The organism is Symbioplanes lichenis (assembly GCF_030709675.1).
GTDB lineage: Bacteria > Actinomycetota > Actinomycetes > Mycobacteriales > Micromonosporaceae > Actinoplanes > Actinoplanes lichenis.
Genome location: NZ_JAUZQD010000019.1, coordinates 53,087 through 72,977 on the forward strand (window position 1 = coordinate 53,087; position 19,891 = coordinate 72,977).

Below are 19,891 nucleotides of genomic sequence, written 5' to 3' on the forward strand. Positions count from 1 at the left end.
AGTCTGTTCACAGAGCCGGGGATTCCGATCGAGGCGTGACGAGCAGGCGGGCGGCGTCGACCACGGCTGTCCGGGAGGCGGCGCGCGAGCCGGCGGACGTGATCATGCGGGCGACCTGGGGGATGGTGACCGGCCAGTTGGCCAGGGACAGCAGCATGAGCAGCAGCTGCGGCGCGGGCAACTCCGCGGCGATCACTCCCCGCCGCTGGGCGTCCGCGAGCTCGGCGATCTTGTCCTGGTAGACGCCGGCGCGGCCGGTCTCCCCGGGCACGGACCCGGTGTCGGCGAGGGCCTCCCAGGCGATCAGCCGGGTCAGCTGCGGATGGTCGAGCTGATAGTCGAAGGTCCGGCCCGCGAACTCCGCGACCTCGTCCGGCGACCCGGCCCCGAAGGGCACGCTCTCGGCGATGCCCGCGAGCTGCTCGAGCAGGACGGCGTCGAAGAGCTGCGCCTTGCCGCCGTAGTTGCTGTAGAGCCGCTCCTTGTTGACCCCGGCCCGGGCGGCGATGCGCTCGACGGTCGTGCCGTGCAACCCGTGCTCCGCGAACTCCTCGGCCGCCGCCCGGCGCAGCAGGGTCCGGGTGCGGTCGGCGTCGCGGGGCATGCCCGCATGGTATCCGTCCCGATCCGCCGGCCTTGCCGCTGACCAGGGGGCGACATATGGTGAACCAACGTTCGCGTTGGTTCAATGCTCAGGAGACACCCGTGCCCACTGCCCTCATCGTCGGAGCGTCCCGCACCATCGGCCTCGGCCTGACCGCCGAGCTGCTGCGGCGCGGCTGGGACGCCGTCGGCACCGTCCGCGGCCCCCGCCGCACCGCCCTGCACGACCTGGCCGGCCGCTCCGACGGCCGCCTCACCGTCGAAGAGCTGGAGATGACCGACGCCGCCTCCCGGGCCGCCCTGCACCGGCGCCTGACCGGCCGGACCCTCGACCTGCTCCTGGTCAGCGCCGCGATCACCAACGGCGACCAGCCCATCGGCGACGTCGACGAGCAGACGTTCACCCGCGTCATGACCACCAACGCGTACGCCCCGATGCGGGTGGTCGAGACGCTGCTGCCCCTGGTGTCCCCGGCCGGCACCGTCGGCGTCCTGTCATCGAGCCAGGGCAGCCTGACCCTCAACACCAACGGCGGCCACGAGGTCTACCGGGCCAGCAAGTCCGCCCTCAACCAGCTGATGCGCAGCTTCGCCGCCCGCCACGCCGGCGACCCCCGCCCCCTCCTGCTGATCAACCCCGGCTGGGTCCGCACCGACCTCGGCGGCCCGGGCGCCGTCCTCACCGTCGACCAGAGCGCAACTGGCGTCATCGACACCGTCCTGGCCCAGCATGGCAAGCCCGGTCTCCAATTCCTCGACCACCGCGGCCAGACCGTCCCGTGGTGACCGCCATCGGCACTTCGGAACATCGCCCACCATGTCGCCGTCGCGGCTCAGGACCTCAACCTTGGTCAGTATCGGTGACTCGATGGCCGTCCGGCTCACTCGGCTCGAGGCGATCGCCCGGACGGATCAGGCTTCGAGGACCCTTTCCATGGCGGCGCGGGAGCGGCGGGTCAGGCGCAGGTAGCGGTCCACGAACTCGCCCGGGTCGCCGCCGCCGAGCAGCTGGACGACTCCGGCGAGTTCGAGGCCGTGGCGGGGCAGCTGGTCGGTCGGGCGGCCCCGGACCAGCGTCAGGGCGTTGCGGACCTGGGCGGCGAGGGTCCAGCCGGCCTCCATCGCGGCGGCGTCGACCTTGCCGACCAGGCCGGCTTCGACCTCGGCGCGGAGGGCGGCCAGGGTGCGGGTGCGGCGCAGCGGGGGCAGGGCGTATGCGTGCCGCAGTTGCAGTAATTGCACGGCCCACTCGACGTCGGCGAGCCCGCCGCGCCCGAGTTTGGTGTGGGTGGTGGGGTCGGCGCCGCGGGGCAGGCGTTCGGTCTCGACGCGGGCCTTGATGCGGCGGATCTCGACGACCTGGTCGCGGGTGAGGCCGCCGTCCGGGAAGCGCACACCGTCGGCGAGCTGCTCGAAGTCGCGGCCCAGGTTCTCGTCGCCGCACACGAAGCGGGCCCGGAGCAGCGCCTGCGCCTCCCACACCCGGGACCAGCGCGCGTAGTACTGGGCGTAGGCGTTGAGGCTGCGTACCAGCGGACCCTGCCGTCCCTCGGGGCGCAGGTCGGCGTCGATGCCCAGCGCCGGGTCGGGGGCGGGCGCGCCGAGCGTGCGGCGCATCTCCTCGGCGATGGCGTGGGCGGCAGCGGCCGCGCCATCCTGCTCCGAGGCATAGACGAACAACACATCCGCGTCCGACGGATAGCTCATTTCGTAGCCGCCGAGCCGGCCCATGCCGATCACGGCGAACCGGAGATCCGGCGGGCCCGGGTGCACATGCCGGGCCACGTGCAGCGTCGCGGCGAGCGTGGCGTCGGTCACGTCGGACAGTGCCATCCCGATGGCGTGCACGTCCAGCGGCCGCGCCGGGGCCAGCTCGCCGGCCCGGCTGAGGATGTCGGCACACGCCAGCCGGAACAGTTCTCGCCGGCGCATCGCGCGCACCGCCGCCACGGCCGGCGCCGGATCCGTGGTGCCCGCGCGCAGGTGCCGGGCGGCCGCGGCGATGAAGCCTTCCCGCAGCGCGTCGCGGTCCCGGGGCAGCAGCTCGGCGTCGTCGGCGAGGAGGCGCAGGGCTTCCGGGTCGCGGGTGAGCAGGTCGGTCGCGTACCGGGAGAGGGAGAGCACCCGGGCCAGGCGGCGCGCGACCGGTCCGCCGTCGCGGAGCAGCCGCAGATACCACGGCGTGCCGCCCAATTTGTCCGAGACGTGACGATAGTTGAGCAGGCCGCGGTCGGGCTCGGGCGCGTCCGCGAACTCCTGCAGCAGCATCGGCAGCAGTGTGCGCTGGATGGCGGCCGTGCGGCTGACGCCACCGGTCAGGGCCTGGAGGTGCCGCAGCGCTCCGGCCGGGTCGGCAAAGCCCAGGATCTCGAAGCGCCGGCCGGCCGACTCGGGCGTCATGCGCAGCGCCTCGGCGGGGACGCGGGCGACGGCTTCGAGCAGGGGCTGGTAGAGCAGCTTGACGTGCAGGCGGCGGACGTGGGCGGCGTGGCCGACCCAGTCGGAGCGGAACTGCTGCACGGCGTCGCGACCGGCACCGGCGCGGTAGCCCAGGGCGGCGGCGAGCCAGCGCAGGGCGGCGGGATCGTCCGGCACGGTGTGCGTACGCCGGAGATTTTGCAGTTGGAGCCGGTGCTCGACGTCGCGCAGGAATTTGTAGCCGCGCAGCAGGGTCTCGCCGTCCTCGCGGCCGACGTAGCCGCCGGCGACCAGCGCGCGCAACGCCGGCAGCGTGCCGGGCAGCCGCAGCGACTCGTCGACACGGCCGTGCACGAGCTGCAGCAGCTGCACCGCGAACTCGATGTCGCGCAGGCCGCCGGGGCCGCGCTTGATTTCGCGGTCGACCTCCTTGGCCGGCACGTTCTCGATGATCTTGCGGCGCATGTCCCGCACGTCGGCGACGGCCTCGGGCCGCTCGGCGGCGTGCCACACCAGCGGCGCGAGATCGTCGACCCACTCCTGCGCGAGGGCCAGGTCGCCCGCCGCCGGCCGGGCCTTGAGCAGGGCCTGGAATTCCCAGGTACGCGCCCAGCGCCGGTAGTAGGCCTGATGGCTCGCCAGCGTCCGGACCAGCGGCCCGCGGTTGCCCTCGGGCCGCAGCGCCGCGTCCACGGGCCAGGCGACCTGTCCGCAGATCTCGATCAGCCGGGCGGCGACCGTGGTGCCCGCGGTGAGATCCTCGTCCCCGGCGGCGACGAAGATCACGTCCACGTCGGACACGTAGTTGAGCTCGTTGCCGCCGCACTTGCCCATGGCGACGACGGCGAGGCGCGGTTCCGGCCGGTCGCCGACCGCCATGGCGTACGCGGCGGCCAGCGTCTCGTCCGCCAGCCGCGACAGGGCCTCCATGGTCGCCTCGAGTGACCGGCCGCCCGTCAGGTCGGCCGCGGCGATCCGCAGAAGCGCTATCCGGTACGCCGTCCGCAGCGCCGGCACCGTCGGAGCGCCCTCGCCCATCGAGTCCTGGAACTCCAGGTGCCCCTCCGCCGGAGGCGCCGTGCCCGTCTTGGTCGTCGCGAGCACCCGCCACTGCTCGTGGTTGGCGACGAGGTGGTCGCCGAGCGCGCTGGACGCCCCGAGCACGGCGACCAGGCGGCGGCGCAGCCCCTCGTCCGCGCAGACGGCGTCGAGGAGCCCGGTGACCCCGGGGCTCTCGGTGAGCGGCTCGCCCGTACCGGTGACCGACCCGCCGGTGCTGCGCCGGTGCGCGCGGGCCGCCGTCTCCGCCATCCGGTGCAGCTGGCGCAGGGCCAGGTTGGGGTCGGCGGCCCGGGACAGCGCCTGCAGGAGCTCGCCGGCGCCGGCGCCCGTGGGGGCCTGCGCCTCGGTGTCCCACAGCCCGAGGCCGTCGGGGCCGAGCAGGTCGGCGGCGCGGGACCCGTTGTCGGCGAAGCCGTACCGGGCGAGCCGGCTCGGTCGGGTCACCTCACTCGCCCAGCAGCGGCAGGGTGCGCCCGGTGCCCTGGACCGGGATGTCGGCGTCCGGCAGCTGCCCCAGCGCCAGCGCGGCGAACCGGGCGGCGAACGGTTGCCACGACTCCTCGACGTCGGCGAGCACTCCCTCGACCGCGTCGACCACGGCCTGCGGGTCGTAGCCCAGCTCGTCGAGGCTGGCCCGGTCGGTGCGGGCCCACTCCTCGATCATCGCGGCGTCGCACTCGAGGTGGAACTGCACGCCCCACGCCCGGTCGCCGAGCCGGAACGCCTGGTGCGGGTAGCGCGTCGAGGCGGCCAGCAGCACCGCCCCGGCGGGCAGCTCGGTGATCTCGTCGCTGTGCCACTGCACCACGTCGGGCAGCAGCGGCACCCACTTGAACAGCGGGTCGGTGTCGGCCGCGTCGCGCCGCCCCACCAGCGCCGGGCCGATCTCCGGACCGGACGGGCTGCGTTCGACCAGGCCTCCGTGCGCCCGCGCGAGCAGCTGCGCCCCCAGGCAGACCCCCAGCGTCGGTACGTGATGCCGGACCGCCTTGCGCAGCAGCCCCTCCAGCGCCGGGAACCACGGGGCGCCCGGCTGCCCGTCCGCGCCCGGGTAGGCCCGCTGCTCCCCGCCGAGCACGACAAGCGCGGCGAACCCGTCCAGTGTCTCGGGGAGCGGATCCCCGGCGTGCGGCCGGACCACGGTCAGCGGCAGCCCCGCTTCGGTGAACCACTCCCCCAGCCGGCGAAGATCGTCGGACGGATCATTCTCGACCACCAGTGCTGTGCCCACGTGTCGAGGCTAACCGGCGGGCGGAGTCCAGCGCGCGATGACCTCGTCGTCCTCGGTCTCGCCGGTCTCCACGAACCCGAGCGACAGATAGAGCGCCCGGGCGCCGGTGTTCCGCGGCAGGTAGCTGAGCGCCACGTTCGGGGTGCCGGGCTGGGCCGCGAGCTGGTCCCGCAACGTCTTGACCAGCGCCCGCCCGATGCCCTGGCGCTGCCGGGACGCGCCGACGACCACCCCGCCGATCCACCGGCTCCGATCGTCGTCGACGGCCCACATGCAGAAGCCGGCCACCTGCCCGTCCACGGTCACCGCCAGCGGGTGCCACAGCTCGCCGTAGTGGCACAGCAGGAGATAGTGCGACGTGTCGTTGACGAAGTCGCGCTGCTCGGGATGCACCTTGAGCCCGGCGACGGCCCGCCAGTTGTCCTTGGTGACGGGCTCGAGATCCACCAGCATGTCAGGCGATGCACGCGCAGACGATGAGGGCGGCGCCGAAGTGGCTGGCCGCGCTGACGATCGCGCCCGGGTGCCGGTCCTCGGAGCAGATGACCTCGCCCAGCTTGCCCGGCGTCATCCAGTCGAGCACCAGGAACGCCAGCCCCATCACCGCGATGCCGAGCAGCCCGAAGAGCGCCGTGGAGGCCAGCCCCTCGGCGAAGTTCTCATAGCTGGTGAACACCGCCGTGAACACGATGCCGGCGATCCCGAGCTGGTTCGCCGCGAGCAGCAGCGCCGCGTTCCGGTTCTTGTCGACCCAGATCAGATCGCGCAGTTTGCCCGGGGTCAGCAGATCCACCAGCACGAACCCGACCGCCATCAGGCCGATCCCCAGCGCACCGAACACGATGCTGCGCCCGGCACCCTCGAGCAGATTCTCCAGCACGTTTTCCCCCTCGTCGCGGCGTTTCCGCAGGCACCGTACCGAACGAATGCTCGTCCGTGATCCACCGGCCGGGTGTGGTTCGTGCTTTTCGAGGTCTTGGATCACGCAGGTAGCCGTGCGGGCGGTGCCGTTCAGGGGCGCTCAGCGCCCCTGGCACCGCCCGTGCGAGCCCTCGGCGGGAGCGACGGTCTGTGATGACCACCCCGCTGCGACATCTGCTTCTAAAGGGTCCCCAGGTAGCGCTCGCGCTCGAACGGGGTCACCTCGCGGCGGTACTGCTCCCACTCCTGCCGCTTGTTGCGCAGGAAGAAGTCGAAGACGTGCTCGCCGAGCACCTCGGGGATCAGCTCCGACTTGGCCATGACGTCGATCGCCTCGGACAGGTTCTCCGGGAGGGCGTCGTAGCCGGCGGCCTTGCGCTCCTGCGGGGAGAGCGACCACACGTCGTCCTCGGCGCCCGGGGGCAGCTCGTAGCCCTCCTCGATGCCCTTGAGGCCGGCGCCGAGCATGACGGCGAAGGCCAGGTACGGGTTGGCGGCGGAGTCGATCGAGCGGATCTCCACGCGGGCCGAGCTGGGCTTGCCGAAGGCGGGGACGCGGACCAGGGCCGAGCGGTTGAGAGCGCCCCAGCTCACGAACGCCGGCGACTCGGTGATCCGGTCCGGCAGCTGCATCGGGAAGAGGCGCTTGTAGCTGTTGACCCACTGGTTGGTGATGGCGGTGTATTCGCGGGCGTGCACCAGCAGCCCGGCGATGAAGGACCGCGCGGTCTTGGAGAGCTTGAGCGGGTCCTGCGCGTCGTGGAAGACGTTGCGCTCGCCCTCCATCAACGACAGGTGGGTGTGCATGCCGCTGCCGGGCTGATCGGTGTACGGCTTCGGCATGAACGTGGCCCGCACGCCCTGGGACAGCGCCACCTCCTTGACCACGTGCCGGAAGGTCATGATGTTGTCGGCGGTGGTCAGCGCGTCGGCGTAGCGCAGGTCGATCTCCTGCTGGCCGGGGGCGACCTCGTGGTGGCTGAACTCGACCGAGATGCCGATCCGCTCCAGCGCGAGCACGGCCTGGCGCCGGAAGTCGCGCGCGACCGAGTGCGTGGTGTGGTCGAAGTAGCCGCCGGCGTCCACCGGCACGGGCACCGAGCCGTCGAGCGGGCCGTCCTGCAGCAGGAAGAACTCGATCTCGGGGTGGGTGTAGAAGGTGAAGCCCTTCTCGGCCGCCTTGGCCAGCATGCGGCGCAGCACGTGGCGCGGGTCGGCCCAGGCCGGGCTGCCGTCGGGGAGCAGGATGTCGCAGAACATCCGGGCGCTCTCGCCACTGGCGCCACCCTCGAACGGGAAGACCTGGAACGTCGTCGGGTCGGGCATGGCGACCATGTCGGACTCGGTGACCCGGGCGAAGCCCTCGATGGCCGAGCCGTCGATGCCGATGCCCTCCTCGAAGGCGGACTCCAGCTCGGCGGGCGCGACCGACACGCTCTTCAGGGTGCCCAGCACGTCGGTGAACCAGAGGCGGACAAAACGGATGTCGCGCTCTTCCAAGGTACGGAGCACGAACTCCTGCTGTCGGTCCACGTCAACCCCTCTGTCGCCCGGCGGCCAGTCTCCCCCGGTCCCGTTACGCCGAGATTACGCTGCCCACGGCCGTCCGGCGCGTCCCGGGTAAGGGCCGATGTCGATCTCAGACAGTACGTTAGGCGCCACGGCCGTGGGGCGAAGAATAAGTGACCGTTTCCACTACTCCCTGACGGGGGCGCCGCCTCCGGTGCGACGCTGGATTCCACACCCGGGGACCGCGCAGTGCGGCCTCGAGGGAAGGAGACAGTGATGTCCGAAGCTCTCTACGGCGGACCGCCCACCCGGCGCGTCCGCACCCGTGACCTGATCGCCGCCAAGGAGCGCGGCGAGCGGTGGGCGATGCTGACCTCGTACGACCAGTACACGGCCGCGCTCTTCGACGCGAACGGCATCCCGGCGCTGCTCGTCGGCGACTCCGCGGCGAACAACGTCTTCGGCCACGAGACGACCCTGCCGATCACGGTCGACGAGCTGCTCCCGCTGGTCCGCGCCGTCGTCCGCGCCACGTCGACGACGCTGGTGGTGGCCGACATGCCCTTCGGCTCGTACGAGGAGGGGCCGGCCCAGGCGCTGCGTACGGCCGTCCGCTTCATGAAGGAGGGCGGCGCGCACGCGGTCAAGCTGGAGGGCGGCCGGCGGATCGCGCCGCAGATCGAGGCCATCACCGGCGCCGGGATCCCGGTCATGGCGCACGTCGGGTTCACGCCGCAGCGCGAGCACGCCATCGGCGGCTACCGGGTGCAGGGGCGCGGCGACGCGGCGGAGGAGGTCGTCGACGACGCGCGGGCCGTCACGGAGGCGGGCGCCTTCGCGGTGGTGCTGGAGATGGTCATGGGCGACGTCGCCGCCCGGATCACCAAGGAGCTGCCGATCCCGACGGTCGGCATCGGCGCGGGCCCCGACACCGACGCCCAGGTGCTGGTCTGGCAGGACATGGCGGGATTGCGGCAGGGCAAGGCGCCCCGCTTCGTGAAGCGCTACGCGGATCTCCACGGCGTCCTCGGGGCGGCCGTCAGGCAGTACGCGGACGAGGTGCGCGCCGGCGAGTTCCCGGCGGCCGAGCACACGTTCTAGATCAACTAAGGTGGCACCTCCGTCCCCTCGGAGGTGCCCCATGTCCGTTCCCGCCCGCATCGGTGTCGCCACCCTCGGCGTGGCCGACGTCGCGCGCGCGAGCGAGTTCTACGCGTCGCTCGGCTGGCGGCTGTCGCCGGACTCGGTGCCCGGCGTGGTGAGCTGGTTCGACACCGAGGGCACGGTGCTCGCCCTGGTTCCCGCCACCGGCGCCCGGCCCGGCGCGGCCATGCTCACCATCGCGGCCGGCAGCCCGGCCGAGGTGGACGAGGTGCTGCGCGCGGCCGTGCGGGCCGGCGCCTCCCTGGTCGAGGCGGGCGGCCACCACGGACGCTTCGCCGATCCGGACGGGCACTTGTGGGAGGTCGCGCACCGCCCGGTCCCGTAATGTCCGTCCCATGAAGGCCATTGTTCTCAGCGACTCCGGGCTGCGGCTCGAGGACCGGCCGGTGCCCGAGCCCGGGCCGGGGCAGATCCGGGTGCGCGTCGAGCGCTCCGGCGTCAACCCGACCGACTGGAAGCGCATCAGCACCGGTCAGACCACCGCCGCCGCCACACCGAACATGGACGGCGCCGGCGTCGTCGACGCCACCGGGCCGGGCGTGCTGTCGCACCGCGCCGGCGACCGGGTGTGGGTGATGCTGGCGTCGCACGGCAGCCCGCACGGCACCGCCGCCGAATACACGGTCGTGCCGGCCGAGCACGCGTTCCCGCTGCCGGAGGGGGTGTCGTTCGACACGGGTGCCGCGCTGGGCGTACCGGCGATCACCGCGCACCGCGCCCTCACCGTCGCCGAGGCCGGGCCCGCGCGGCTCTCCCCCGGCGCGCTCGACGGCCGGACCGTGCTGGTCGCGGGGGGCGCGGGCGCGGTCGGGCACGCCGCCATCCAGCTCGCGCGCTGGGCCGGGGCGACGGTCCACACCACGGTCTCGAGCCCGGCGAAGGCCGCGCTCGCCACGGCGGCCGGCGCGCACCACGTGCACAACTATCGCGACGGCGACCCGGCGAAGGAGATCCGCGCGGCGTCGCCGGACGGCGTCGACATCGTCGTCGAGCTCTCCCCCGGGCCGAACGCGGCGCTCAACCAGGCCGTCGCGGCCAACCACGCGTCGATCGCGATCTACGCCGGCGACACGGCCACCTTCGAGGTACGCCCGCACATGCTGCTCAACACCCGCATGCAGTTCCTCATCCTCTACACGCTCGGCGAGGACCTGCTGCAGGCGGCGGCTGAGGACGTCGGCGCGGCCCTGCGCGACGGCGCCCTGCCGGTCGGCGACGACGCCGGCCTGCCGCTGCACCACTTCCCGCTGGCGGAGACGGCCGCGGCCCACGACGCGGTCCAGCAGGGCGCGGTCGGCAAGGTGCTGATCACTCTGCCCTGACGAATTTCACCGTACGGGTCCGGGGCTCGGCTTCCACCAGACGTACGCGCACCCGCTCGCCCAGCGGCAACGTCCCCGAGCACCGGGCCACCACGGCCGGGTCGTCGATCGCCACGGTCCCGCCCGGCCGCTTGTCGTCCACGTCGAGCACCGCCGCGTCGAAGGTCTCGCCCACCCGGCCCTCGAGCAGCACCGCCTCGGCCAGCGCGACCGCGCCCCGGGCGGCGGCCCCGGCGACCTTGTCCGTGGCCGCCATCGCCGCGGGCAGTCCGGGCAGGGCGGCCCGGGCCCAGTCCGGCACCGGCCGTCCCTCGTGCAGGGCGAGGCAGACCTCGGTCGCGTAGCGGTCGGCCAGCCGGCGCAGGGGCGCGGTCACGTGCGCGTACGGGGCGCCGACGCCGCCGTGCCCGGTCAGCTCGGGCGGCGTACCGTCGAAGGCCGTGTAACCCGCGCCCCGCAACATCTCCGCCGCCTGGTCGAGAAACGCCGCCCCGCGCGGGCTGCCCGGATCCACCGCCGGCAGCGGCGCCCCGGCGGGCCAGTCCAGACCCAGAGATTCCGCCGTACGCCGCAGCGCCTCGACGGTCTCGGCCCGCGGCGGTGGCATCGTGCGCAGCAACCCGACCCCGCCGTCCAGCATGATCCGCGCGGCCGCCCGCCCGGTGAGCAGCGAGATCTGCGCGTTGTGCTCCTCCACGGCGAGCGGGGCCCGCAGCACGAGCCGCCAGCCGTCCCCGTCCCGCTCGACCTCCTGCTCCGGCAACCGCAGATCCACGGCCCCGCGCTCGGCGGCCCGCGCGGCCAGCAACGCCCCGATCTCGGGCAGCAGCGTCACCGCCTCCGGCGCGGTCCCGGCGTCGAGGGCCCGCTGAAGACCTTCGTAATCCAGCTTGGCCCGGCTGCGTACGGTCGCGCGCTCCAGCCGTACGGACGTGGTCTCGCCTCGCGCGTCCAGCTCGATCGTCCACAACACCGCGGCCCGGTCGCCGTCCGGCAGCAGGCTCGCCGCGTCCTCGCTCAGCACCGGCGGATGCAATGGAACCCGCCCGTCCGGCAGATAGATCGTCTGCCCCCGCTTCCACGTCTCCTGCTCGAGCGCACCCCCGGGCCGCACAAAGCTCGCCACGTCCGCGATGGCATACCGAACCACGAACCCGCCGTCCCGCCGCGCCAGATGCAACGCCTGATCCAGATCCCGCGACGTCGGCGGATCCACCGTGACGAGCGGAACATCGGTCCGATCAACCGGCGGCAACGAGGTGGAGCCGGCCGCCGCCTCGGCCTCCCGCCCGGCCGCCTCGGGATAGTCGCCGGGCAGCGACAGCTCCTCGCGGAGCACGGAGAAGTCGATCTGCGGAGCAAGCACGCGAGCAATAGGCACGCTCATTCCTAACCCGTCCCGCCCCATTTCGCTCGGCGCCGCGCTCCCGCCCTTCTCCACACCGCCGGAAAGCAGCAGGGGCCGCGCCATCGTCCGGCGCGGCCCCTGCTGACTGTGTGATTATCAGCGCTTGGCAGCCGCCTTGCGCGCGACGGTTTTCCCCGCCGACCCCGCCCGCCCGTTGCTGGCCGCCGTGGCCTTCCGCGCCGCCCCCGCGTCGGCCGGCCGCGCCACCCGCCCGGCGTTGGTGGCCGAGCTCTTGGTCATCCCGGCCGGCTTCGCGTTGCCGGCCTTGGTGGCCCGGCTCGCCCCGGCCGCCCGCGCCGCCCCGGCCGCGGTGTTCCCGGCCGACCCCTTGGCCGCACTCTTCGCCACCGCACCCTTGGCCGCCGCGCTCTTCGCCACCGCACTCCTGGCCGCCGTGCTCTTCGCCGCCGTGGCCTTCGTCGCGGTCGGCTTGGCGGTGGCCTTCGTGGCCTTGGCCGCGGTTGACTTCGCGCCGGTCGCCTTCGTCGCCGTGGCCTTCGCGCCGGTCGCCTTCGTCGCCGTGGCCTTCGTGGCGGTGGCCTTGGTCGCCGTGGCCCTCGCCGGCGAAGACTTGGACGCTGTCGCCTTGGAAGCAGCGGACTTCGACGCCGTCGCCTTGGACACCATGGGCTTGGAAGCAGTGGCCTTGGACGCCGTGGTCTTCGAAGGAGTGGCCTTGGTGGCTGTGCTCTTGGCCGCGGTGACCTTCTTGGCCGCGCTGCCGGCTGCGGAGGCCGCGCTCTTCGCCGCCGTAGCCGCCTTCTTCGCCACCGCCGTCGCCTTCGTGGCCGTCGCCTTGGTCGCCTTCGTCGCCGTGGACTTGGCCGCCGCGGGCTTGGCCGCCGTGGACTTGGCCGCCGTCGTCTTGGTGGCGGTGGTCCTGCCCGCGGTTGCCTTGGCCGGAGCCGCCTTGGCCGCGCTCTTCGCCACGGTCTTCTTCGCCGGCATGCTCTTCGCCGCGCCCGCCTTCGTCGCCGCAGCCTTGCTCGCCGTCGCCTTAGCCGCCGATGCCTTACCCGCCGTCGCGTTGGTCGCCGTTGCCTTGGCCGCCGTGGACTTGGACGCCGTTGCCTTGGTGGCGGTCGCCTTGGTGGCGGTCGCCTTCTTCGCGGTGGTCTTGCCGGCCGGGGCCTTCTTCGCGGTCGTCTTGCTCGCCGGAGCCCGCTTGGCCGCCGGCCGTCCCGCCTGCGCCGAGCCCGTCGTCGTCTCCGCCGTCGTGTCCGCCGGCATCTCATCGGCCGCCGCGGTGACAATCGGGTGCGCGAGCGTGGAAGTGGCCGCCACCGTCTTCGCGGTCACCGCCTTCGAAGCCGCCGTCCGCCCGGTGGCCCGAGCCGCCGCCGTCGTCTTCCGGGCCGCCGCGACCTTCCCCGCGACCGCCTTGCCCGCCCCAGCCCCAGCCTTCACGCCACTCGCCTTGCCCGCGCTCGTCTTCGCCGCACTCGGCTTGGGGGCACTCGCCTTGGCCGTGCTCGTCTTCGGGCTGCTTGCCTTCGTCGCGGTGGTCTTCGCGGTGCCGACCTTCGCCGTGCCGGGCTTCACCGTGCTCGCCTTGGCCGCGCTCCCCTTGACGGTGCTCGCCTTGGTGCTCGCGGTCGTACCCGCCTTCGCGGCAGTGGCCTTGGCGGCAGTGGCTTTCGTGGCAGTCTTCGCCGTCGTCTTCTTCGCGGGGGCGACGGCGGCAGCGGCGACGGACTTGGTCGCGGTCTTCGCAGCAACCGTCTTCGCGGCGCCGGACTTCGCGGGCGCGGACTTCGCAGCCGCCGACCGCGCCGGCGCGGACTTCGCAGCCGCCGGCTTGGCCGGGGCGGACTTCGGGGCGGCGGACTTCGGGGTGGCGCGCTTGGCGGCCGTGGGCTGGGCGGGCACCGCCTTGCCGGTCGCGCGCGTGGCCGGGGCGCCGGCGGCGGCCGTGCGTCTGGCGGCGGCCCGCGCCGGGGCTGCCTTCTTGGTAGCGGCCATGGGGAAGCTTCCTCCTTGCGAATGACTGCGGGCTCGTCTCCGCCTGGAGACCGACGATTCCGGCGTGGACGTTGGTCCGCAGCCGGCCTAGCTCTCTTCCCCGGTCCAGCGGGCGTCCTCGGCCTCCCACGCCTGGTTGCGCTTCTCGACGGTGTCGAGTGCCCGCGTGGCGTCGTCGGCGGAGGGGTACGGACCGAGCCTGTACTGAGCGGCGCACACGTCGCCGCCGGACTCGACCCGCTTGTGGCGGAGGCACCAGAAGTAGCCGCCCCCACCAGGCCCACTGTCGTTCATGCCATCACTGTGCACCTCAAACCGACCATGCGCTACCGATTCACGCAAAAAGCCCCAGTTTTCCATAGTGGATCGACAGAAAGACCCCCCGAAGGAACGACCGCGGGAAGCCGGGTTGGCGGAGACACGCCGGGGTCAACGCCCACCCGACGCCGAGGACACGCCTGGCACCCCGAAAGGACGCACCGACTAGTGCAAATCCGACAATGCGCCGCGCACAGGTCGGCGTACGCAAGAAAAAAGCGCCCCGCCCACCGAACGGTGAGCGGGGCGCGGGAGAAGGAGCGGATCAGCGCAGGCCGGCCGCGACCACCTCGGCGACCTGAACCGCGTTGAGGGCGGCGCCCTTGCGCAGGTTGTCGTTGGACAGGAAGAACGCGATGCCGTTGTCGACGGTCTCGTCCACGCGGATGCGGCCCACGAACGTCGGGTCCTGACCTGCGGCCTGCAGCGGCGTCGGCACGTCGGTCAGCGCGACGCCGGGCGCCTCCGCCAGCAACGCGCGGACCCGGTCGACCGCCAGCGGCCGGGCGAAGCGGGCGTTCACCTGGAGCGAGTGACCGGTGAAGACCGGGACGCGGACGCAGGTGCCGGAGACCTTGAGGTCCGGGATGCCGAGGATCTTCCGGCTCTCGTTGCGGAGCTTCTGCTCCTCGTCGGTCTCGCCGAGGCCGTCGTCGACGATCGAGCCGGCGAGCGGCAGCACGTTGAAGGCGATCGGCCGGGCGAAGCTGCGCGGCGCCGGGAAGTCGACCGCGCTGCCGTCGTGGGTGAGCTCGGTGGCGCGGTCGGCGACCTTCTTCACCTGCTCGTCGAGCTCGGCCACGCCGGCCAGCCCGGCCCCGGAGACGGCCTGGTAGGTGGTGGCCACCATCGCCACGAGCCCGGCCTCGTCGTGCAGCGGGCGCAGGACGGGCATGGCCGCCATGGTCGTGCAGTTGGGGTTGGCGATGATGCCCTTGGGGCGCTGCGCGGCGGCGTCCGGGTTGACCTCGGCCACGACCAGCGGGACCTCCGGGTCCATGCGCCAGGCGGAGGAGTTGTCGATGACGACCGCGCCGGCGTCGGCGACCTTCGGGGCGAACTCCTTGGAGCTGCCCTTGCCCGCGGAGAACAGGACGATGTCCAGCCCGCGGAAGTCCGCCGCGGCGGCGTCCTCGACCGTCACCTCCCCGTCCCGCCAGGGCAGGGTGCGGCCCGCCGAGCGGGCGGACGCGAAGAGCCGGAGCTGGTCAACGGGGAACTCGCGCTCGGCCAGGATGCGGCGCATGACGCCACCGACCTGTCCCGTCGCGCCGACGATGCCGATCCTCATGCGCACAAAGTTACGGCCCCGCCTGCGCAGACGGAAATCTTTTTGCCGCCCTCGTCTCAGATATCAAGAAAAGTCTCCCGATATTCGAGACACGGTTCTAGCGTCGGGGACATGGCTGCTGTCTACACCCACGGGCACCACGAGTCGGTCCTGCGCTCACATCGCTGGCGGACCGCAGAAAATTCGGCCGGCTACCTGCTGCCCCACCTGACCTCCGGCGCGACGCTGCTCGACGTCGGCTGCGGGCCCGGCACGATCACCGCCGACCTGGCGACGCGAATCACACCCGGGCGCGTCACCGCCCTCGAGCACACCGAGGACGCGCTTGCGCTGGCCCGGGCCGAGATCGCCCGCCGCGGGCTCACCACGGTCGACTTCACGGTCGACGACGTGCACGCCCTCGACTTCCCGGACGACTCCTTCGACGTCACGCACGCCCACCAGGTGCTGCAGCACGTCGCCGATCCCGTACGGGCGCTGCGCGAGATGGCCCGGGTCACGAAGCCGGGCGGCACCATCGCCGTACGCGACAGCGACTACGCGGCCTTCGCCTGGTTCCCGAAGCTGCCCGAGCTCGACGAGTGGCTGGACCTCTATCAGAGAGTCGCCCGGGCCAACGGCGGTGAACCGGACGCCGGGCGCCGCCTGCTGTCCTGGGCCCACGCCGCCGGTCTCACCGATGTCACCGCCACGTCGAGCACCTGGTGCTTCGCCGACGACGAGGACCGCGCCTGGTGGGGCGGCATGTGGGCCGACCGGATCCTCAAGTCGGCCATGGCCACCCAGGCCCTCGCCTCCGGCGCCGCCGACCAGGCCGCCCTCGACCGCATCTCCGCGGGCTGGCGGCGCTGGTCGGAAGAGCCCGACGGCTTCTTCTCCCTGCTGCACGGCGAGCTGATCGTCCGCGTCTGACAAGCCTCCTCCCCAGGGAGGAGACAGCCTCCGCCCCCGGGTCGTAAGTGCGGCCCCGGGGCGGGCGATCCGGCGCCCGGCGGGAACAACGCTGAAAGCCATGACCACCACCTCGAGAACGCTGCTGGGCTTCACCGCCGCCATGGTCGCCCTCGCCGTCGTGTGCCTCGCCGGCCTCGGCCTCGACGACCGGATCATCACGGGCGCGCCGGCCTGGCTGAAGCCGTTCAAGTTCTCCGTGTCGCTGGCGGTCTACGCGGGCACGCTCGCCTGGCTGCTCACCCTGCTACCGGAGCGCAGCCGCCGGGTCGAGCGCGCGGTCGTCGTCATCGTGGCGGCCGGCGCGGTGGAGATGGTGGCGATCGCCGGGCAGGTGCTGAGCGGGCAGACCAGCCACTTCAACGGGACGACCGTGCTCAACGGCGTCATCTTCCAGGCCATGGCGGTCTCGATCATGTCGCTGTTCGTGGCGCAGGCCGTCCTCGCGGTGGCGGTGCTGCGGGCGCGCATCGCCGACCGGGCGGCCGCGGCGGGCGTACGGCTGGGGCTGGGGTTGTCCCTGCTCGGCATGGCCGCGGCGATCCCCATGGTGCTGCCCACGGCCGCGCCCGGCGTCGACGGCATCACCGGCGCGCACAGCGTGGGCACGCTCGACGGCGGGCCCGGCCTGCCGCTGCTCGGCTGGAGCACGGTCGGCGGCGACCTGCGCGCCGGTCACTTCCTCGGGCTGCACGCACTCCAGGCGCTGCCTCTGCTCGCGCTCCTCCTGATCCGGTACGCCCCCCGCCTCACCGCCACCACGAAGGTCCACCTCCTCCGCGTCGCCGGCGCCGCCTACGGTGCCGTGACGCTCCTGCTCACCTGGCAGGCCCTGCGCGGGCAGCCGGTCGTACACCCGGATGGTCTGACGTTGTCAATCCTCGCCGCGATCCTGCTCGGCACGGCGGCCGCGGCCGCGACGGCCGTCGTCAAGAACCCCGCATAGGGTGTGGCTCGTGGGCTGGCTGACCCTGCTGTTCGCGCGACGCGGTGCGCTCGTGCGCATGGTGCTGCTCGATCTCAGCGGGGTCGGCTATCTGATCTTCGTCGCGGCGCCCGGCGCGTGGCAGTGGACCCTCGCCGGGATCGCCTTCGCCGCCGCGCTGGTGCTGCACCGGCGGCCGGCGATCAACCTCGCGGTGCAGGCGGTGCTGTTCGCGGTGGCCACCGCCTGGCTCGACGACCCGACCATCAACGCGGTCGGCGCCGGCTGGGTTCTGCTCGAGGCAACGGTCCGGTCGGCGCCGCCGGTGCGCTGGTGGGGCGCGGGGGCGCTCGCCGTGGTCCAGCTGGCCGGCGGCCCGGGCGACTCGCTGCGGGGCCAGCTCTACAGCCTGGTGCCGCTGGTCGGGCTGCCCCTGCTGGTGGGCGCGCTCGTGCGGGCCACCGGCGAGCGGACCGCCGAGGAGCAGCGCCGCCGGGAAGCCGAGGCTCGCGAGGCCCGCATCGCCGAACGCGGTGCCGTCGCCCGCGAGCTGCACGACGTGGTCGCGCACCAGGTCGCGTCCATGGTGCTGCGCGTCGGCGTCGCGCGGCACGTGCTGCCGGGGCTGACGCCGCCGGTGCAGGAGGTGTTCGACGACGTGCACGCCACCGGCACCACGGCGCTGGCCGACCTGCGCCGGCTGGTCGAGGTGCTGCGGGCCCCGGACGGTGTCCGCGACGACGCCGCGCTCACCGTCATCGAGCCGGCCGCCCTGCCCGCCGCGTTCGACGGCGCGGTGGAAACGGCCCGCCGGGCCGGGCTGGTCGTGGACGCCGACATCGCGCCGGAGGTGCGCGAGCTGGACGCCGTACGCGGCCTCGCCCTGCTCCGCCTGACCCAGGAGGCACTGACCAACGTGGCCAAGCACGCCGGCGTGGGAGCCAAGGTCCACCTGCTCGTGGCGGTCGGGCCGGAGACCGTGACGTGGGAGGTCACCGACGACGGCGGGGCACCGGCGATGGGCGGGCCGGTGGTGCAGGGCGGCGGGCACGGGCTGACCGGCATGCGGGAACGGGTCGCCGTGCTGGGCGGCGAGCTCGAGGCCGGGCGGCACGGCACCGGCTGGCGGGTCCGGACCGTCCTGCCCCGGGCGGCGGCATGATCCGCGTCCTGATGGTGGACGACCAGCAGCTGATCCGGGCCGGTCTGCGCATGCTGTGCGACGCCCAGCCCGACCTGGAGGTGGTCGGCGAGGCCGGCGACGGCCGGGAGGCGGTGACCCTGGCCGAGCGGCTGGTCCCCGACCTGATCGTCATGGACCTGCGCATGCCCGGGCTGGACGGCATCACGGCGACCGGGCGCATCCTCGCGGCGCGACCGGCCGCGCGGGTGCTGGTGCTGACGACCTTCGGCGACGACGACCACCTCTATCCCGCGCTGACCGCCGGCGCCTGCGGGTTCCTCCTCAAGGACGCGTCGCCGGAGGAGCTGCTGGACGGCATCCGCCGGGCCGCCGCCGGCGAGAGCCCGTTCAGCCCCGAGGTGCTGCGCCGGCTCGTGCACCGGGCCGTGTAGGCGCGCGCCCCGCAGGCCGTACCGGCGGCGGGGCTGACCGACCGGGAACGGGACGTGCTCGCGCTGGTGGGCGAGGGGCTCGGCAACACGGAGATCGCCGAGCGGCTGCACATCGGCGTGACCACCGTGAAGACGCACGTCACGAGCCTGATGGCGAAGACCGGGAGCCCGAATCGCGTACGCCTGGCCCTCTTCGCGCACGGAGCTTGACCCCCGGACTTCTGTTGTCGCCGGGCGGCGGGCGCGTCTTCGAGGTGTCCACCCCCTGCGAAAGGAACGTCATGCGCCGACTATTGATGGCCGCCGGTGTGCTGGCCGTCGCCGTGCCGGCCGGGATCGTCGCGGTGTCCATGCTCCCCGCCGGAGCCGCGGTGACCCCGATCGGCGGCGGCGTCTACACGCTGGCCGCGGCGGCCAGCGGCAAGTGCGTCGACGTGCCGAGCTCGTCCACCACGAGCGGGACGCAGCTGCAGCAGTACGGCTGCGGCGACGGCACGAAGACCAACCAGCTCTGGACGTTCACGGCGTCGGCCGCGGCGTCCGGCAAGTTCCTGGTGAAGAGCGTCGCCACCGGGCTCTGCGTCAGCACGAAGGACGGGTCGACGGCCCGCAACAACCCGATCGTCGAGGGAACCTGCTCCTACGTCGCCCGGATGCGAACGACACGTCGGTGGGCGACGCGGACGGCGACGGCAAGGACGAGATTGTCTACGGCGCCGCCGCGATCGACGACAACGGCAAGCTCCTGTGGCGCAGCGGCCTCGGCCATGGCGACAGCCTCCACGTCGGCGACCTGATCCCGTCGCGCGCCGGCCTCGAGGTCTACCGCCCGTCGGAGAGCACCTCCCAGCCGACCGACGCTCGCACGGGCGCCGTCATCTGGTCCCACCCCTCGTGCGGCTGTGACAACGGCCGCGCCGTCGCGGGTGACGTCTACGCGGGCAGCGCCGGCGCTCACCGACTCCTCGGCGCGGCGCAGCAAAAACCAACCCCGCGACCCGGTCGCGCCCGGAGGTGACCCACTCACCCCCGGGCGCGACCATCGCAAGCGCAAAGGCACAGTTGCGGGCGGAGGTGCGGGAACAGTCACGCCGCCGCGCAATCGTCATGAACGCAAGACGCACGTGGCGAAGCCCCGAACGACGCACCTGACGCGCTCGACGCCGGCGCGACCGTCACGGGCCCAAAGCCCAGGCGGCGCGGACGCAGGCGACACACTCGAAGCCGGCGC

18 protein-coding genes and 3 pseudogenes are annotated in these 19,891 nt (G+C 73.2%); 11 read left to right on the forward strand and 10 right to left on the reverse strand.

Annotated features, from left to right (window positions below; genetic code table 11):
• Nucleotides 1-7: 7 nt before the first annotated feature.
• Complete coding sequence (locus RAN62_RS35940) at nucleotides 8-604, reverse strand: TetR/AcrR family transcriptional regulator (protein WP_305789320.1); 597 nt, start codon at nucleotides 602-604, stop codon at nucleotides 8-10.
• Between the two features lie 101 nt (nucleotides 605-705).
• Between RAN62_RS35940 and RAN62_RS35945 the strand changes: the two genes are divergently transcribed.
• Complete coding sequence (locus tag RAN62_RS35945; RefSeq protein WP_305789321.1) at nucleotides 706-1,389, forward strand: SDR family NAD(P)-dependent oxidoreductase; 684 nt, start codon at nucleotides 706-708, stop codon at nucleotides 1,387-1,389.
• A 126-nt stretch (nucleotides 1,390-1,515) separates the two neighbouring features.
• Here the strand turns inward: RAN62_RS35945 and RAN62_RS35950 are convergent, their stop codons facing one another.
• The 5 genes from RAN62_RS35950 to RAN62_RS35970 all read right to left on the reverse strand — a co-directional run bounded on the left by RAN62_RS35950 (nucleotide 1,516) and on the right by RAN62_RS35970 (nucleotide 7,768).
• Entirely contained in the window at nucleotides 1,516-4,527 is a 3,012-nt protein-coding gene (locus RAN62_RS35950) for a bifunctional [glutamine synthetase] adenylyltransferase/[glutamine synthetase]-adenylyl-L-tyrosine phosphorylase (RefSeq protein WP_305789322.1), read from the reverse strand.
• Nucleotide 4,528: 1 nt separating this feature from the next.
• A complete protein-coding gene (locus tag RAN62_RS35955) occupies nucleotides 4,529-5,314 on the reverse strand; it encodes a type 1 glutamine amidotransferase (protein ID WP_305789323.1) in 786 nt (261 codons plus the stop codon).
• A gap of 9 nt (nucleotides 5,315-5,323) precedes the next feature.
• Nucleotides 5,324-5,767 carry a GNAT family N-acetyltransferase gene (locus tag RAN62_RS35960; RefSeq protein WP_305789324.1) on the reverse strand — a complete coding sequence of 148 codons (444 nt, stop codon included), beginning with the start codon at nucleotides 5,765-5,767 and terminating at the stop codon, nucleotides 5,324-5,326.
• A 1-nt stretch (nucleotide 5,768) separates the two neighbouring features.
• Nucleotides 5,769-6,194 (reverse strand): DUF350 domain-containing protein, encoded by a 426-nt coding sequence (locus RAN62_RS35965; protein ID WP_305789325.1) that lies wholly within the window; start codon nucleotides 6,192-6,194, stop codon nucleotides 5,769-5,771.
• A gap of 221 nt (nucleotides 6,195-6,415) precedes the next feature.
• Complete coding sequence (locus RAN62_RS35970) at nucleotides 6,416-7,768, reverse strand: glutamine synthetase family protein (protein WP_305789326.1); 1,353 nt, start codon at nucleotides 7,766-7,768, stop codon at nucleotides 6,416-6,418.
• Nucleotides 7,769-8,020: 252 nt separating this feature from the next.
• Between RAN62_RS35970 and panB the strand changes: the two genes are divergently transcribed.
• From panB to RAN62_RS35985, 3 genes are read left to right on the forward strand one after another with little or no spacing between them, the layout of a single operon-like run.
• Nucleotides 8,021-8,845 carry a 3-methyl-2-oxobutanoate hydroxymethyltransferase gene (panB, locus tag RAN62_RS35975; RefSeq protein WP_305789327.1) on the forward strand — a complete coding sequence of 275 codons (825 nt, stop codon included), beginning with the start codon at nucleotides 8,021-8,023 and terminating at the stop codon, nucleotides 8,843-8,845.
• 40 nt (nucleotides 8,846-8,885) lie between these two features.
• On the forward strand, nucleotides 8,886-9,233 hold the full coding sequence (locus RAN62_RS35980) for a VOC family protein (RefSeq protein WP_305789328.1): 348 nt from the start codon (nucleotides 8,886-8,888) through the stop codon (nucleotides 9,231-9,233).
• A gap of 10 nt (nucleotides 9,234-9,243) precedes the next feature.
• Complete coding sequence (locus RAN62_RS35985; RefSeq protein ID WP_305789329.1) at nucleotides 9,244-10,230, forward strand: NADPH:quinone reductase; 987 nt, start codon at nucleotides 9,244-9,246, stop codon at nucleotides 10,228-10,230.
• Here the strand turns inward: RAN62_RS35985 and RAN62_RS35990 are convergent.
• A complete protein-coding gene (locus RAN62_RS35990; RefSeq protein WP_438874594.1) occupies nucleotides 10,217-11,617 on the reverse strand; it encodes an RNB domain-containing ribonuclease in 1,401 nt (466 codons plus the stop codon). The genes RAN62_RS35985 and RAN62_RS35990 overlap by 14 nt on opposite strands.
• Before the next feature lie 117 nt (nucleotides 11,618-11,734).
• Nucleotides 11,735-12,016 carry a hypothetical protein gene (locus tag RAN62_RS35995; RefSeq protein WP_305789331.1) on the reverse strand — a complete coding sequence of 94 codons (282 nt, stop codon included), beginning with the start codon at nucleotides 12,014-12,016 and terminating at the stop codon, nucleotides 11,735-11,737.
• 879 nt (nucleotides 12,017-12,895) lie between these two features.
• Between RAN62_RS35995 and RAN62_RS41310 the strand changes: the two are divergent.
• Nucleotides 12,896-13,114 (forward strand): annotated as a pseudogene (locus RAN62_RS41310) (hypothetical protein); the annotation flags it as partial.
• A 573-nt stretch (nucleotides 13,115-13,687) separates the two neighbouring features.
• Here RAN62_RS41310 and RAN62_RS36005 read toward each other — a convergent pair.
• Together RAN62_RS36005 and RAN62_RS36010 are read right to left on the reverse strand one after the other, a co-directional pair.
• Complete coding sequence (locus RAN62_RS36005) at nucleotides 13,688-13,894, reverse strand: hypothetical protein (protein WP_305789333.1); 207 nt, start codon at nucleotides 13,892-13,894, stop codon at nucleotides 13,688-13,690.
• Nucleotides 13,895-14,183: 289 nt separating this feature from the next.
• Complete coding sequence (locus RAN62_RS36010; protein ID WP_305789334.1) at nucleotides 14,184-15,209, reverse strand: aspartate-semialdehyde dehydrogenase; 1,026 nt, start codon at nucleotides 15,207-15,209, stop codon at nucleotides 14,184-14,186.
• Between the two features lie 111 nt (nucleotides 15,210-15,320).
• Here RAN62_RS36010 and RAN62_RS36015 point away from each other — a divergent pair, with 111 nt between their 5' ends.
• From RAN62_RS36015 to RAN62_RS36040, 6 genes and pseudogenes are all read left to right on the forward strand, one after another.
• On the forward strand, nucleotides 15,321-16,121 hold the full coding sequence (locus RAN62_RS36015) for a methyltransferase domain-containing protein (RefSeq protein ID WP_305789335.1): 801 nt from the start codon (nucleotides 15,321-15,323) through the stop codon (nucleotides 16,119-16,121).
• Between the two features lie 100 nt (nucleotides 16,122-16,221).
• The gene (locus RAN62_RS36020) at nucleotides 16,222-17,106 is read left to right on the forward strand and encodes a hypothetical protein (protein WP_305789336.1); all 885 of its coding nucleotides are present in this window, start codon (nucleotides 16,222-16,224) and stop codon (nucleotides 17,104-17,106) included.
• 10 nt (nucleotides 17,107-17,116) lie between these two features.
• The gene (locus RAN62_RS36025) at nucleotides 17,117-18,247 is read left to right on the forward strand and encodes a sensor histidine kinase (RefSeq protein WP_369077234.1); all 1,131 of its coding nucleotides are present in this window, start codon (nucleotides 17,117-17,119) and stop codon (nucleotides 18,245-18,247) included.
• Nucleotides 18,244-18,870 (forward strand): annotated as a pseudogene (locus tag RAN62_RS36030) (response regulator). Before RAN62_RS36025 ends, RAN62_RS36030 begins: the two are co-directional and overlap by 4 nt.
• A 140-nt stretch (nucleotides 18,871-19,010) precedes the next feature.
• Nucleotides 19,011-19,286: pseudogene (locus RAN62_RS41315) on the forward strand (RICIN domain-containing protein); the annotation flags it as partial.
• 44 nt (nucleotides 19,287-19,330) lie between these two features.
• The gene (locus tag RAN62_RS36040; RefSeq protein ID WP_305789339.1) at nucleotides 19,331-19,678 is read left to right on the forward strand and encodes a rhamnogalacturonan lyase family protein; all 348 of its coding nucleotides are present in this window, start codon (nucleotides 19,331-19,333) and stop codon (nucleotides 19,676-19,678) included.
• Nucleotides 19,679-19,891: the final 213 nt, after the last annotated feature.